13 protein-coding genes are annotated in these 13,518 nt (G+C 77.8%); 5 read left to right on the plus strand and 8 right to left on the minus strand.

Annotated elements, in window-relative coordinates:
* Positions 1-50: 50 nt before the first annotated feature.
* On the minus strand, positions 51-1,133 hold the full coding sequence (locus tag GA0070610_RS06695) for a polyprenyl synthetase family protein (RefSeq protein ID WP_088999208.1): 1,083 nt from the start codon (positions 1,131-1,133) through the stop codon (positions 51-53).
* A gap of 9 nt (positions 1,134-1,142) precedes the next feature.
* Positions 1,143-2,561 carry a helix-turn-helix domain-containing protein gene (locus GA0070610_RS06700; protein WP_088999209.1) on the minus strand — a complete coding sequence of 473 codons (1,419 nt, stop codon included), beginning with the start codon at positions 2,559-2,561 and terminating at the stop codon, positions 1,143-1,145.
* Between the two features lie 248 nt (positions 2,562-2,809).
* Here GA0070610_RS06700 and metF point away from each other — a divergent pair, with 248 nt between their 5' ends.
* On the plus strand, positions 2,810-3,727 hold the full coding sequence (gene metF / locus GA0070610_RS06705) for a methylenetetrahydrofolate reductase [NAD(P)H] (RefSeq protein WP_088999210.1): 918 nt from the start codon (positions 2,810-2,812) through the stop codon (positions 3,725-3,727).
* 43 nt (positions 3,728-3,770) lie between these two features.
* A complete protein-coding gene (locus GA0070610_RS06710) occupies positions 3,771-4,460 on the plus strand; it encodes a CDP-alcohol phosphatidyltransferase family protein (RefSeq protein ID WP_088999211.1) in 690 nt (229 codons plus the stop codon).
* 85 nt (positions 4,461-4,545) lie between these two features.
* Here the strand turns inward: GA0070610_RS06710 and GA0070610_RS06715 are convergent, their stop codons facing one another.
* The 6 genes from GA0070610_RS06715 to GA0070610_RS06740 form a co-directional block, all read right to left on the minus strand.
* Positions 4,546-6,033, minus strand: a complete 1,488-nt coding sequence (locus tag GA0070610_RS06715; RefSeq protein WP_088999212.1) for a phytoene desaturase family protein — start codon at positions 6,031-6,033, stop codon at positions 4,546-4,548.
* An 11-nt stretch (positions 6,034-6,044) separates the two neighbouring features.
* On the minus strand, positions 6,045-7,172 hold the full coding sequence (locus GA0070610_RS06720; RefSeq protein WP_088999213.1) for a glycosyltransferase: 1,128 nt from the start codon (positions 7,170-7,172) through the stop codon (positions 6,045-6,047).
* The gene (locus GA0070610_RS06725; protein ID WP_088999214.1) at positions 7,169-8,101 is read right to left on the minus strand and encodes a carotenoid biosynthesis protein; all 933 of its coding nucleotides are present in this window, start codon (positions 8,099-8,101) and stop codon (positions 7,169-7,171) included. The genes GA0070610_RS06720 and GA0070610_RS06725 overlap by 4 nt, the downstream gene beginning before the upstream one ends.
* A complete protein-coding gene (locus GA0070610_RS06730) occupies positions 8,098-8,673 on the minus strand; it encodes a GNAT family N-acetyltransferase (protein ID WP_088999215.1) in 576 nt (191 codons plus the stop codon). Before GA0070610_RS06730 ends, GA0070610_RS06725 begins: the two co-directional genes overlap by 4 nt.
* The gene (locus tag GA0070610_RS06735) at positions 8,670-9,428 is read right to left on the minus strand and encodes a monooxygenase (protein ID WP_088999216.1); all 759 of its coding nucleotides are present in this window, start codon (positions 9,426-9,428) and stop codon (positions 8,670-8,672) included. The genes GA0070610_RS06730 and GA0070610_RS06735 overlap by 4 nt, the downstream gene beginning before the upstream one ends.
* Before the next feature lie 76 nt (positions 9,429-9,504).
* The gene (locus GA0070610_RS06740; RefSeq protein WP_089003327.1) at positions 9,505-9,993 is read right to left on the minus strand and encodes a YbaK/EbsC family protein; all 489 of its coding nucleotides are present in this window, start codon (positions 9,991-9,993) and stop codon (positions 9,505-9,507) included.
* Between the two features lie 578 nt (positions 9,994-10,571).
* Between GA0070610_RS06740 and GA0070610_RS06745 the strand changes: the two genes are divergently transcribed.
* From GA0070610_RS06745 to GA0070610_RS06755, 3 genes are all read left to right on the plus strand, one after another.
* On the plus strand, positions 10,572-11,021 hold the full coding sequence (locus tag GA0070610_RS06745) for an SAV_6107 family HEPN domain-containing protein (protein ID WP_088999217.1): 450 nt from the start codon (positions 10,572-10,574) through the stop codon (positions 11,019-11,021).
* A 93-nt stretch (positions 11,022-11,114) separates the two neighbouring features.
* On the plus strand, positions 11,115-11,912 hold the full coding sequence (locus GA0070610_RS06750) for a hypothetical protein (protein ID WP_088999218.1): 798 nt from the start codon (positions 11,115-11,117) through the stop codon (positions 11,910-11,912).
* 25 nt (positions 11,913-11,937) lie between these two features.
* Positions 11,938-13,500 carry a DNA polymerase Y family protein gene (locus tag GA0070610_RS06755; RefSeq protein WP_088999219.1) on the plus strand — a complete coding sequence of 521 codons (1,563 nt, stop codon included), beginning with the start codon at positions 11,938-11,940 and terminating at the stop codon, positions 13,498-13,500.
* Positions 13,501-13,518: the final 18 nt, after the last annotated feature.

Raw genomic sequence — 13,518 nt, forward strand, 5'->3', positions numbered from 1 at the left:
CCCCGCCCGTTCCCGCGCGGGGGTGGGGGCGAGCCCGCGCCGGTGGCCGGTCAGTCGGCGCGGCGCGTGGCGGCGATGGCCAGGTCGACCAGGGCCTGCCGGGCCTCGGTGTCCAGGTCGACGGCGGCCAGCGCGGCCAGCGCGGTGTCGGTCAGCACGCCGATCCGCTGCTCCGTACGCGCCAGCGCCCCACTGCCGTCGATCAGCTCGCGCAGCCGGGCGATCCCGGCCGCGTCCAGCCCCGGGTCGCCGAGCCCGCCGAGCAGCACGTCCCGACCCGCCCCGTCGATCGTCTCCAGGGCCGCCGCCACCAGGTACGTCCGCTTGCCCTCGCGCAGGTCGTCGCCGGCCGGCTTGCCGGTCTGGGCGGGATCGCCGAACACCCCCAGCACGTCGTCGCGCAGCTGGAACGCCTCGCCCAGCGGCAGCCCGTACGCGGAGTACGCCGCCCGGACCTCCGCCGGCGCGTCGGCCAGCGCCGCACCGACCAGCAGTGGCCGTTCGACGGTGTACTTCGCCGACTTGTAGCGGGCCACCTTGCCGGCCCGCTCCACCGACGTGTCCCCGGTGACCTGGGTCAGCACGTCGAGGTACTGCCCGACGGTGACCTCGGTGCGCATGGCGTCGAAGACCGGCCGGGCCCGGGCCACCGTGCGCGGGTCCAGCCCGGCGGAGTGCAGCAGCTCGTCCGACCAGACCAGGGCCAGGTCGCCCAGCAGGATCGCCGCGGCGTCGCCGAAGCCGTCCGCGTCGCCGCCCCAGCCGGCCGTCCGGTGCCGGGCGGCGAACCGCCGGTGCACGGCCGGCTCGCCGCGCCGGGTGTCGGAGCGGTCCATGAGGTCGTCGTGGATCAACGCGCTGGCCTGCACGAACTCCAATGAGGCCAGGGCGGTGACCACCTGGTCGGTGTCCACCCCGCCGGCTCCCCGGAACCCCCAGTAGGCGAACGCCGGCCGCAGCCGCTTGCCCCCGCCGAGGACGAACGCCTCGATCGTCTCGGCGAGCGGAGCCAGGGCGTCGTCGACCCCGGCCATCCAGGCGCGCTGGCTGGCGAGGAACTCGGTCAGGGCCTTGTCGATCCGTTGACGCAGCCCGGCGCGGTCGACGGGGGAGACAGGAGCAGCGTGGGTCACGCCCCGACGCTATCCGGTCGGCGTGCAGCCCGTCGCGCCACCGGGGGGCCGACGCGCCGTACGTCCCGCCGGAGCCCGCCCGCCGGCCGGCCCGGGTGGCGGCCCCGGACGCGGCAGGTACGGGGCGGCCGACGCGGCGAGCGCCCGGTACCGCCGTACGGCCGGCTCGTCGCCGTGCCCGGCCAGCCGCCGGCGCACGTCGGCCAGCTGGCCCAGTGCGCGGGGCGACCCGGCGCGGACCGCGTCGAGCAGCGCCTCGCCGGCCACCGCGCAGGCCTGCTCCACCTCGCCGAGTTGCAGGTAGCCACGGGCCAGCCAGGCACCGTAGATCGCCGATGTGCGCGGGCCGCGCCGCCGGACGGCGTGCAGCGGCGCCTCGGCCGCGCGCGGGCGGCCCAGCGCGACCAGCGTGCGCCCGGCCATCGCGGCCAACTCCGTGCCGTCGAGCCAGTAGAGCCACGGCGGCTCCCGGCCCGGCTCCGGCGCGTCGGTCGTCCGGCGGGCCGCGTCGAGCGCCTGCCGGGCCGCTCCCGCCCGGCCGCCGAGCGCCGTGGCCAGGGCCACCCGGTGCAGCAGCAGGGCCCGCAGCCCGGGGCCGGCCGACCGGCGCGCCCCGGCGTACGCGGTGCGGGCCAGCACCAGCGCGCCCTCCGGGTCGCCGACGCCGCTGAGCAGGTGGCTGGCCGAGCCGAGCACGTGCCCGGCGAGGGCCGGGTCGCCGGCCGTCGCGGCGGCGCGCAACGCCAGCCGGTAGGCGTGCAACGCGCCGGCGGCGTCCCCGGCGTCGGCGGCGAGCCAGCCGGCGAGCTGGGCGGAATCGGCCAGTTCGAGCAGCAGCCGAGGGCGCGCGGCGGTGCCGCACCCGACCAGCGCCCGCACCGCGCGCCCCAGCCGGTGGGCACCGAGCCCGGCCAGGTCGGCGCCGCCGACGAGGTCGTCGAGCCGACGCAGCTCCGCCAGCCGCACCGGCCCCGCCCGCCCGCCGGCCGCCACCGCCCCGCAATCCGGCAGCCCCGGCCCGGCCGGGCGGCCGGCGTCGTCGCCCGCGCCGGCCGACCGCGCGGGCGGGCCGGGCAGCAGCGCGGCGCCCGGGTCGGCCAGCCAGCGCTGGGCCAGGGCCAGCAGTGCCGCCCGGGGCCGGGACCCGCCGAAGGCCGGTGGCGGAGCGAGGCGGCGGGTGCGGGCCGCGGCGGCGGTCAGCAGGTCGACCGGCACCGCGAGGACGACGGCGAGCCAGCCGAGCCAGAACTCCCCGGGGACGCGCTGCTGCCGCTCCCACCGGGAGACCTCGTGCCGGCTGAGGGTCGGCACACCGGAGGCGGCGCAGAGCTCGGCCGCGACCCGCAGCTGGCTCCAGCCCCGGGCCAGCCGGAGCTGGGCGATCAGGGGCCCGAGCAACTGCGGGTTGGGCGGCGGGGGCGGCGTCATAGGTCCTCCGTGCGGGTGTCGGCGCGGCGGCGGCGCGGGCCCCGGAACGGGACCGGTGCGCCACCGGTGGATGCTGACCCCCGCGCGTGCCCCCGGGGGCCCGGCTCCGGCCGGTCCCACCCCGCGCAGTCACATGACTACTCCGTGGGTACGACGCTTTCGGCCCCGGCGCCCGGTCGATCCCGGTCCGGTGTCCACCAGTGTGGGAAGGTGTCGGTACGCGGGGCCCGGCCCGCTAGAGTCGTGGCGTGGCGCTCGGTCTTCCATCGGTCCTCCCCAATCCGCAGCCGGCGATCGGGGAGCTGATCCGTGACCGGCAGCCGACCTTCTCCTTCGAGTTCTTCCCGCCCAAGACCGAGCAGGGCGAGCGGCTGCTGTGGCAGGCGATCCGCGAGCTGGAGTCGCTGCGCCCGTCGTTCGTCTCGATCACCTACGGCGCGGGCGGGTCGACCCGCGACACCACCGTGGCCGTCACCGAGCGGATCGCCACCGAGACCACCCTGCTGCCGATGGCCCACCTGACCGCGGTCAACCACTCCGTGGCCGAGCTGCGCCACGTCATCGGTCGGCTCGCCGGGGTCGGCGTGCGCAACGTGCTCGCCGTGCGGGGCGACCCGCCGGGCGACCCGGGCGGCGACTGGGTGTGCCACCCCGAGGGCGTGCTGCACGCCGAGGACCTGGTCCGCCTGGTGCGCGACTCCGGCGACTTCAGCGTCGGGGTGGCGGCGTTTCCCTACAAGCACCCGCGCTCGCCCGACGTGGCCAGCGACACGGAGCACTTCGTGCGCAAGTGCCGGGCCGGCGCCGACTTCGCGATCACGCAGATGTTCTTCGACGCCGACGACTACCTGCGGCTGCGCGACCGGGTCGCCGCCGCCGGCTGCGACACCCCGATCCTGGCCGGCGTGATGCCGGTGACCCAGATCGGCACCATCGAGCGCTCGGTGCAGCTCTCCGGGGCGCCGTTCCCGCCGGCCCTGGCCGAGCGGTTCGCGAAGGTCGCCGACGACCCGGAGGCGGTCCGCCGCCTCGGTGTCGAACAGGCCAGCGAGATGTGCCGGCGACTGCTCGCCGAGGGCGTGCCCGGAATCCACTTCATCACCCTCAACCGCTCCACCGCCACCCGCGAGGTCTGGCAGAACCTCCAGGTGGGCGCGCGGGTGTGACCCCGCTGCCGCGACACCTGAGCGGCGGTGCGACGGTTGTTCCGTGGTGGGCACACAGCTGAACTGGGACGAGTACGCCACGGCCTGGGCGCGTCTGCACGGGGGCTTCGACCCCCGGGCGGCGGCCCCGGTCGTCCGCGCCTGGCTGCGGTTCGCCTACCACGTGGGGTTCGTGCTGGGCCGGCTGCGGGTCGGTCCCACCCCGGTCACCGTGGTGGGCGTGCTGCTCTGCGCCTGCGTCCCGCTGTTCGCCGTACGGCCGCAGGACGGTCCCTTCCTCGCGTCGCTGTTCGTGCTGCTCGCCGCCGTGGCGGACAGCGTCGACGGGGCGGTGGCGGTGGCCACGAACCGCACCTCCCGGCTCGGCTACGTCTACGACTCGCTGGCCGACCGGCTCGGTGAGGTCGCCTGGCTGGCCGCGTTCTGGCTGATCGGCGCGCCGGGGGCGCTCGTCGTGACCGCCGGCGCGCTCTCCTGGCTGCACGAGTACGTCCGCTCCCGGGCGGTCGCCGCCGGGATGCGGGAGCTCGGCGCGGTGACCGTGGGGGAGCGCCCCACGCGGGTCTCGGTGGCCCTGGTCGGGCTGCTGCTGGCGGGGCTGACCGGGCTGATCGAGGCGGACCTGGCCGCGGGCACGATCACCATGGCGACCGCCGTCTGGGTGCTGCTGGCCGGCTTCGGTCTCGGTCAGTTGCTCTCCGCCGTCCGCCGCGCCCTGATCGACGCCGGCTGACCGCACCGACCCGCGCAGGCCGCACCGACCCGCGCCGATCCGTCCGGAGCGGTGGGGCGGCCCTCGGCGTCGACGCGGCGCGTAGCTACCAGGCGGGGCCGATCTCGTCGGCGACGATCTGGGCGGAGAGCGTCACCATCGGCAGGCCGCCGCCCGGGTGGCTGGAGCCGCCGACCAGCCACAGCCCGTGCGCCGGGCCCCGGTTGGCGGGGCGCAGCAGGCCGCCGGCGGTGCCGTAGATCGACCCGCCCGGCGCGCCGGTCGCGTCGTCCAGGTCGGCCGGGGTGCGGACCTCCCGGAACGCCAGCCGGTCCCGCACGTCGACGCCGCGCTCGGCCAGCACGTCGAGGACCCGGTCGGCGTACGCCTCGGCGAGGCCGGGCCGGCGCCAGTCGACGGCCCCGGCGGCGGTGCCGTGCCGGGGGGCGTTGACCAGCACGAACCAGGCCTCGTGGCCGGCCGGCCGGACCACCGGGTCGTCGGCCACGGTGACGAAGACGGTGGGATCGGCTGCCGGTCGGGCCCGCACGCCGCGCCCCGGGTGGCCGAACACCGCGTCGAACTCGGCGTCGTAGTCGCGGGGGAAGAACACGTTGTGGTGGGCCAGCCCGGAGTCCCCGGTCACGCCGAGCAGCAGCACGAAGCCGGCCAGGCTGCGGTCGGTCAGCCCGGTCAGCCGGCGCGGGCTGGGCAGCAGGTCCCGGTAGAGGGTGAGTGCGTCGACGTTGGCCACCACCACGTCGGCGGGGACCGGGGCGGCGACCCCACGCAGGCGTACGCCGTGCACCCGGCCGCCGGCGGCGTCGATGCGGGTGACCGTGGCGCCGGTCCGTACGACCACGCCGAGGTCCAGGCAGCGGGTCAGCAGCGCGTCGGCGAGCGTGCCCAGCCCGCCGCGCAGGTACCAGCCGCCGAAGGCCAGTTCGGCGTAGGGGACGGCGACCAGGGCGGCCGGCGCCCGGCGCGGGTCGGCGCCCGTGTAGGTGGCGTAGCGGTCCAGCAACATCCGCAGCCGGGGGTCGGACAGGTGCCGCCGGCCCAGCCCGCGCAGCGTGCGGCCCGGGCCGATGGCGGCGAGGTCGCCCAGCCGCCAGGCCAGCGCGGCCAGGTCCAGCGGGGAGTCGATCGGGCGACGCAGGATGTCGCGGTGCGACGCCTGCCACACCCGCGCCGCCCGGCGCCACAGCCGCTGCCAGTCCGCGGCGGCCCGGTCGCCGAACGCCGCGCCGATGCGGGCCGCGAACTCGGCCGGGTCGGCGCACGAGTCGAGGGCGGGGCCGCCGCCGGGGAAGACGTGCCGCACGATCGGGTCCACCGGCGTCAGGTCCAGGTACTCGTCGAGCTTCGCGCCGGTCGCCTCGAACAGGTCGTGGAAGACGTCGGGCAGGGTGAGCAGGCTCGGCCCCGTGTCGAAGTGGAACGGGCCGGCCGGGGTGTCGTGGACGTACCGGCCTAGCTTGCCGCCGACGGTCTCCGCGCGTTCGAGCACGGTGACCTGGTGCCCGGTGGCGGCCAGCCGGGCGGCGGTGGCCAACCCTCCCACGCCGGCGCCGACGACCACGATCCGCGCCATGCCGCGCCTCCCTAGGTGACGGGGCGGCCGCGCCAGGACAGGCGACGCCGCTTCCGCAGATGGTACGACCGCAGGGTCAGCCAACCGAGGACCACGACCGACACGGGGTGTGCCAGCGCGTCGGGCCACCACCGGCCGCCCGTCGCCCGGGCGCTGACCGCCCGCCCGGCCACCCCCAGCAGGTAGGCGGCGCAGGCCGCGGCGGCCACCGCCGGCGCGCCGGCGGCCAGGGCGACGACCGCCAGCAGCGGGGGAGCGGTGTAGAGCAGGAGCAGCAGGGCCACCACGGCGGCGGCGGCCACCGGGTTGCCGAAGGTCGCCCAGAGCGACTTCGAGTAGCCGTCGCGCAACTGCGGCCAGTCCTCGTACATCCGGCAGGCGGCCAGCCGCGAGCCGTCGGCGAGGGCGATCCGGCCGCCGGCCCGCTTGACCGCGCGGGCCAGCTCCACGTCCTCCAGGACCTTCCCGGCCACCACGGCGTGCCCGCCGGCCGCGTCGTAGCCGGCCCGGTCCACCACCAGGAACTGCCCGCCGGCGGCGGCCAGCGACGGCCGCCGCGAGCGCTCCATCGCCCGCAGCGGCAGGAAGGTCAGCCACAGCCACTGCAACAGCGGCTGGACCAGCCGGTCGGCCGCCGTCGCCACCAGGATCCGGGGGTACGGCGACAGCAGCGTCACCCGCGCGGCACGCAGCTCGGTGACGGCCGCCGCGACCGCGTCCGGGGCGAGCACCACGTCGGCGTCGACGAAGACCAGCGCGGTCGCCGCGGGGTCGGCCCGGGTGGCCAGCTGCCAGCAGGCGTGCGGCTTGCCCAGCCAGCCCGGCGGCGGGGCGACCCCGTCGAGCAGGGTGACCCGGGGGTCGTCGCCGGCCACCGCGCGGACCACGTCCGCGGTGCCGTCGGTCGAGCCGTCGTCGAGCACCACCACGCGCAGCCGGGGCACGCCCCGCTGGGCGAGCAGCGCGCGCAGGCAGGGGGTGACCCGCGCGGCCTCGTCGCGCAGCGGCAGCAGCACCGCCAGGGGCTCGGTGACCGGCGCCGGTCGCTCGGCCGGGCGACGCAGCCAGCGGCCGGCGTTGACGAGGGTGTGCGCGGTCAGCGCGGCCACGCCGAGCAGCAGCGCGAGGACGGCGGTCATGCCGTCGCGTCGACGCCGGGGCGCTGCGGCTGGCGGGGCCGGTGCCGGTCGTCGCGGCGGGCCCGGAGCAGCGTGACCGCCAGCGGCACGGCGGCCACCGACATGCCGGCCGCGCCCCACAGCGCCGACGCCGGCAGGTCGAGGAAGACCGCGTGGGCCAGCACGCTGGAGAAGTACGTCCACAGCCAGAGCGCGAACATCGGGGCGTCCCGCCCGTCGGTGGTGGCCACGGCGGGCCCGGCCAGCGGGCGCAGCGCGCTCATCATCAGCACGGCGAAGAGCAGCCAGCCCAGGTAGTTGCTCACCGGGATGCCGGGCAGCCCGGGCAGCGCGGGGGTGGCGTCCCGCCAGACCCAGTAGCCCTCGGCCACCATCTGCGGGTCGAGGAAGAGGTCCCAGGCGGCCAGCCCGACGGCGGCCAGCGCGATCCGCCGGACGGGGAACCGGGTTCCCGGCCGACCACCGGCACCACTGCCGACCACCGGCCCGCTGCCGATCGCCGACCCGCTGCCGGTCGCGGGCCTGCTGCCGACACCCGGCCCGCTGCCGGTGCCGTTGGCGGCGCCGCCGGTCAGCCGGGTGGCCGCCAGCCACGCCGGCCAGGCCATCCACGTCCAGGCCAGCGGGATGATCAGCGGCACCCCGGCCAGCTTCGGCCCCAACTCGCCGGAGTAGTCGTAGCTGCCGAACGGGAAACCGGTGGCCACGCCGAGCGCCTCGATGGCGAACCCGCCGCCCGTGGCCACCGCGACCAGCGCCGCCGCCGTACGCGGGCCCCGGCTGAGCAGCGCGTGGCCGACCGAGAGCAGGTAGCCGAGCACGACGGTGGCGACGGTCAGCCGTGCCCGGGTCTGCCCGGTGGTCAGCGGGTAGCAGATCTGCGCCAGCACCAGCGCGGCCAGCAGCGCCCAGGACAGCCGACGGGTCACGGGGCGCCCCGGCCGGGCGGGGCGGGTGTCGGCGGCTCCAGCGGCAGGTCCCGGCCGAGTACGCCGAACGGGCGCTCGTCACCGGGGAAGCGGAAGTCGCGCAGGACGTCGAGGAAGCCGAAGCGGCGGTACAGCCGCCAGGCCCGCGACCGCTGCTCGTCGGCCTCGGGGGTGGAGAGCAGCGTGGTCGTCCCCTCCGCCAGGCTGAGCAGGGCCCGTAGCTGCCGCGCGCCCAGGCCGTGCCCCTGCGCGGGCGGGCGGACGTGCAGCTCGACCACCTCGAAGCAGTGGGTCAGCCAGCGTTGCCGGGTCGGCGCGTCGAGGGCCCGCCAGACCTGGTCGTGCCACCACTGCCCGGAGCCGCCCAGGTAGCCGTAGCCGAAGCCGGCCAGGTGCCCCTCGCTGGTGAGGCTGGCGACGGCGCGGAAGCCGGGCCGGCGTACGTGGGTGGCGATGTAGCCGCGCCGGGCCTCCAGCAGCTCCGGGCGGTATCCCATCGCCTCGCCGTAGACGGCCACCACGTCGTCCAGCCGTCGGACGAGATCGTCCGGCGTCCACCGCACCAACCTCATGCCCGTGCACCCTCCGCCGTTCCCGGATCGCCGTCCGCGACCCACCCCAGCACCGCCCGGTCACCCACCACGTCGCGCACCGCGAACCGCGCGAAGAGTTCCTCCGCGTACCACCCCTCGGTGGGGGTCCGCATGATCGCCGCGCGGTGCTCCGGGTGACGGTACGCGAACGTCACGAGGTCCGCCGGGTCGCGCCACACGCTCACCGTGCCCTGCCAGCCCAGCGGGGCCTCGCCGACGCCGAAGCGGGCCAGCAGGCCGGGCGCGGCGTGCAGCGCGGCGGCCACCGGGGGGATCGCCCGCCAGAAGGTGGCCGCCCGCCGGGGCCGCAGCCGGGCCCGGGTCAGCGCCAGCACCGGGCCGGTGACCCGGCCGCCGGGCGGCTCCCCGAACGGGCGGCGGCCCGACCACTCGCCCCGGCTGCTCAGCGGGCGCAGGTCGACCCGGACGCGCGCGTGGGCGATCCGCGCCCAGGCGCGCCCCACCGGCGAGCCGTCGAAGCCGGTCGCGGCGGCGGGGGAGTCCCACACGGTCAGCGCCGCCCACCGGGTGAGGTCCGCGTCGCCCGGCCCGAAGCCGGTGCCGGTCCCGGTGCCGAGCAGCTTGCCGAACCGGACGCCGGGCAGCGCGCGCAGCCGGCGGGGGTCGAGCGCCATCCGGGTCAGCGCCCTGGGCAGCGCGGCGCGGGAGGTACGCCACACGTGCAGCGTGACCAGCTCCGGGACGTCCGCTCCGCTGTCGCTGCGTCCGCTCACGCCGCCGCCTCACGGCGCTCGACGACGGCGCGCGGTGCCACGCTGCTGTGCCTCATGGTCCGTCCGCTCCGCTCGCTCAGGCCACCGGGGTCGGCGCGCCGCCGGTGACCCGCAGCAGTTCCGGGTACGTGGTGGGGAAGACCGCCCGGGGCACGCCGCCGGCCGCCCAGATCTCGTCGTACGCCTCCAGGGCGGTGTCGACCAGGGTGCGCAGCGGGCGCGGGTGCCCGACGGGGGCGACCCCGCCGATCACCTGCCCGGTGTGCGCGCGGACGAACTCCGGCGCGGCCCGGCGCAGCCGGTCGACCCCGATGGACGCGGCCAGGCCGGCGGTGTCCACCCGGTGCGCGCCGGAGGTGAGCACCAGCAGCGGCGTGCCGTCCGCGTCGAAGACGAGCGAGTTGGCGATCTGGCCGACCCCGACGCCGAGCGACTCGGCGGCGGCCGCGGCGGTGTGCACCGCGTCGGGCAGCAGGCGGACGACGCTCGGCGCGCCGGACGCGTCCCGGGCGCCCGCGGCGTCGAGCACGTCCTGCACCGCCCGTACGTTCGGGTGTGGCTGCATGCCGGCCATTCTTCCCGGTGCCCGCGCCGGCTGCTCAGCCGGCCGTGCCGTGCCGGGGCGCGCACCATGGCGACCCCGAGGACGGGACGGTCGTCGCCGGCGGAGGCGACCGCCATGGTCCCCTGCGCGACGGCCACGGCGGCGTACGCCCGAGCCCTGCACCTGCCGCGACGTCGACCGACGTCCGCGCGTCACACGTTGCATTTTCGTCGGAGGGAGGGTGTACTGTCAGCAGTAGTTAGAACGAGTGTTCGATTGCCTCGAACGCCCGTTCCAACAGACCCGGGGCGGTGTTTCGCGGCGCGGCTCCGGGCGGTGCGGCTCCGCGGGCCGCACCTGGGTCCCGGGCAGTCGCGAGTCCGGGCCCGTCAGGCAGGAGCGTCGCCCGCCGCCCACGACCCCCGGGCGGCGGGCGACGAACCCGCCGGTAACGCCGGCCGGGTGTGGTGTGGGGAAGCGTCCACACCCGGCCGGCCACCCCCGGTGCGTCTTCCTCCGCACCACTCGACCCGGCGTCCCGCCGGCGGCCCAGGGCCGCCTCCGGGGCGGCGCCTCGGCCACGTGGAGGAGACAGTCCCATGCCGACCAACCCGGCTCAGGCACCGACGGTGCCGGCGCACGTGCTGCCGCACCGCACCCCCGCCCAGCTTCTCGCGGTGGCCCGGCGCGGGCTGGCCGAGGCCGCCCAGACCCGTCCCGACGGCCTGCGTTACGCGGCCGCCCACCTGGCCGCGCTCCGCGCCGCCGCGGCCGTGCTCGCCGCCCGGGCGCGTCCCGCCCCCGCCCGACGGCACCGGGTCACCAGCGTCTGGGTCCTGCTCTCCGGCGTCGCCCCCGAGCTCGACGAGTGGGCCCGCTTCTTCGCTCTCGGCGCCGGCAAGCGGGCCGCTGCCGAGGCCGGTATCCCACGGGTCGTGACCGCCCGGGAGGCCGACGACCTGCTGCGCTCCGCCGAGCAGTTCGTCACGGTCGTGGAGGACGCGCTCGGCGTGGCCCACCAGCCGGCGCTCGACGGCCTCGCGGCCTGACCGGTCGTTCCCGGCCAGCCGGCGGCGACGACCGGGTGCCCGGGTCCCGCCACACGCACGTCTGATCCGACAGCACGACGGGGGGTAGGTCCGATGGCGGGCCGGATGGTGGTCGGTTCCGCCGCACTGGCCGGTCTGGTGCGCCCGGCGAGCGCGCCGGATCCGGCAGGTGGTCACCGGGTGCTACCGGTGGCGCCGGAGCTGACCGGGCTGCTGCCCAACCGGGGACTGCGGCGGGGCAGCACGATCGCGGTCGCCACCGGCCAACCCCGGCGCAGCGGCGGCACCTCGCTGGTCCTGGCGCTGCTCGCCGAGGCGTCCCGGGCCGGCTCGTGGTGCGCCGTGGTCGGGGTCCCCTCGTTGGGGGCGGGCGCCGCCGCCGAGTTGGGCATCGCCCTGGACCGGCTCGCCCTGGTGCCTCACCCGGGTCCGGAGTGGGCCACCGTCATCGCCGCGCTGATCGACGGGGTCGACGTCGTGGTCACCGCCGTGCCGACGGCGGTCTCCGCCTCGGTCGCCAACCGGCTGGCTGCCCGGGCCCGGCAGCGCGGCAGCGTCCTCGTCCCCTACGGGCGGTGGGACGGCGCGGACGTGACCCTCCAGGTGGTCCGGGGTGCCTGGGAGGGGCTCGGGCAGGGGCGGGGCCGGCTGCGCCGCCGCGAGGTCACCGTCTCCGCGCGGGGGCGCGGAGCCGCCGCCCGTCCGAAGGAGATCAAGGTCTGGCTGCCCGGGGACGGGCTCACCCGGGTCATTCCCCGCTCCGCTCCCGCCGCCGTCGTCTCCGCCACCGGCCGGTCGACCGCCGGCCGGCTGCGCCCGGTCGGCCCAGCCGCCGGCACACCCACCGGCCCGTCCCGTCGTGCCGCGCTCACCCTGGTCGCGCCGTCGTGACCGTGCCCACCCCGGCCGGTGCCGGATGACCGCCGCGCCCGCGCGGACCCTGTTGCTCTGGTGCCCGGACTGGCCGGTGCTCGCCGCGGAGATCGTCGACGGGGTGCCGGCCACCGACCCGGTCGCCGTACTGCACGCCAATCGCGTGGTCGCCTGCTCCGAGCGGGCCCGCGCCGAGGGGGTGCGCCGGGGGCTGCGCAGACGGGAGGCCCAGGGCCGCTGCCCGCAGCTCGCCGCCGTCGAGTACGACCCCGGGCGCGACGCCCGGGCGTTCGAACCGGTGGTCGCCGCCGTCGAGGAACTGGTCGCCGGCGTCGAGGTGGTGCGCCCCGGCGCGTGCGCGGTGGCCGCCCGGGGGCCGAGCCGCTACCTCGGGGGCGAGGAGGTCGCCGCCGAGCGGATCGTCGAGCACGTCGCCCAGGCCTGCGCGGTGGAGAGTCAGGTCGGCATCGCCGACGGGGTCTTCGCCGCCGGGCTGGCCGCCCGCGACGGACGGATCGTTCCGCCCGGCGGGACACCGGGGTTCCTCGCCGACCTGCCGGTCGAGGCGCTCGGCCGCCCGGCCCTGGCCGACCTGCTGCGCCGACTCGGCGTACGCACCCTGGGCGACTTCGCCGCGCTGCCCGCCGGCGACGTGCTGGCCCGGTTCGGCTTCGACGGCGCGCTGGCCCACCGGCTGGCGAGCGGGCGCGACCACCGCCCACTCGCCGTCCGGCGGCCCCCGGTCGACCTCGCGGTCACCGCCGACCACGACGAGCCGCTCGACCGGGTCGACGCGGCGGCCTTCGCCGCCCGGGCGTTGGCCGAACGGTTGCACGACCGGCTCGCCGCGCACGGGCTGGCCTGCACCCGGCTCGGCATCGAGGCGGTCACCGCGCACGGCCAGGAACTGCACCGGGTCTGGCGGCACGACGGGCTGCTCACCGCCGGGGCCATCGCCGACCGGGTGCGCTGGCAGCTCGACGGCTGGCTGTCCGGCAGCACCAGTCGGGCCGGCACCCGAGCGACCCGCCCGACGGCGGGCATCATCCGGCTGCGGCTGGTCCCGGACGGAGTGCTCGTGCAGGCCGGCCTGCAACCCGGCCTGTGGGGGGAGACCGGCGAGGAGCGGGAGCGGGCGCACCGGGCGTTGAGCCGGGTGCAGGGCATCCTCGGCCCCGAGGCGGTCGTCACCGCGGTGCTCGGTGGCGGGCGTTCCCCGGCCGACCAGGTGCGCCTGGTGCCATGGGGCGACGAACGCCTGCCGGCGCGTCCCGTCCCGCCGCCGTGGCCGGGCCGGCTGCCGCCGCCCGCGCCGGCCGTGGTGCTGCCCGACCCGCTCGCGGCGGTCGTGCACGACGCCGCCGGCACACCGGTCGAGGTCAGCGCGCGGCTCCAGGTCAGCGCCGACCCGGCCCGGCTGGCCGTGGGCGCCGCCCGGCCGGTCGAGATCGTCGGGTGGGCCGGCCCGTGGCCGGTCGACGAGCGCTGGTGGGTGCCGGCCGAGGCCCGCCGCCGGGCCCGGTTCCAGGTCTGCCTGGCCGACGGTACGGCCCTGCTGCTCGCCGTCGAGGCCGGCCGGTGGCTGGTGGAGGCGATCTATGACTGAGCGTCCGCCCACGGTCAC

Origin of the sequence: Micromonospora echinofusca (assembly GCF_900091445.1) — a bacterium.
Taxonomy (GTDB): domain Bacteria; phylum Actinomycetota; class Actinomycetes; order Mycobacteriales; family Micromonosporaceae; genus Micromonospora; species Micromonospora echinofusca.

Coding starts and splice junctions, on each gene's coding strand:
- GA0070610_RS06700 (WP_088999209.1), bottom strand. CDS start 2,561: ATGACGCCGCCCCCGCCGCCCAACCCGCAGTTGCTCGGGCCCCTGATC.
- GA0070610_RS06715 (WP_088999212.1), bottom strand. CDS start 6,033: ATGGCGCGGATCGTGGTCGTCGGCGCCGGCGTGGGAGGGTTGGCCACC.
- GA0070610_RS06720 (WP_088999213.1), bottom strand. CDS start 7,172: ATGACCGCCGTCCTCGCGCTGCTGCTCGGCGTGGCCGCGCTGACCGCG.
- GA0070610_RS06730 (WP_088999215.1), bottom strand. CDS start 8,673: ATGAGGTTGGTGCGGTGGACGCCGGACGATCTCGTCCGACGGCTGGAC.
- GA0070610_RS06740 (WP_089003327.1), bottom strand. CDS start 9,993: ATGCAGCCACACCCGAACGTACGGGCGGTGCAGGACGTGCTCGACGCC.
- GA0070610_RS06745 (WP_088999217.1), top strand. CDS start 10,572: ATGCCGACCAACCCGGCTCAGGCACCGACGGTGCCGGCGCACGTGCTG.
- GA0070610_RS06750 (WP_088999218.1), top strand. CDS start 11,115: ATGGCGGGCCGGATGGTGGTCGGTTCCGCCGCACTGGCCGGTCTGGTG.
- GA0070610_RS06755 (WP_088999219.1), top strand. CDS start 11,938: ATGACCGCCGCGCCCGCGCGGACCCTGTTGCTCTGGTGCCCGGACTGG.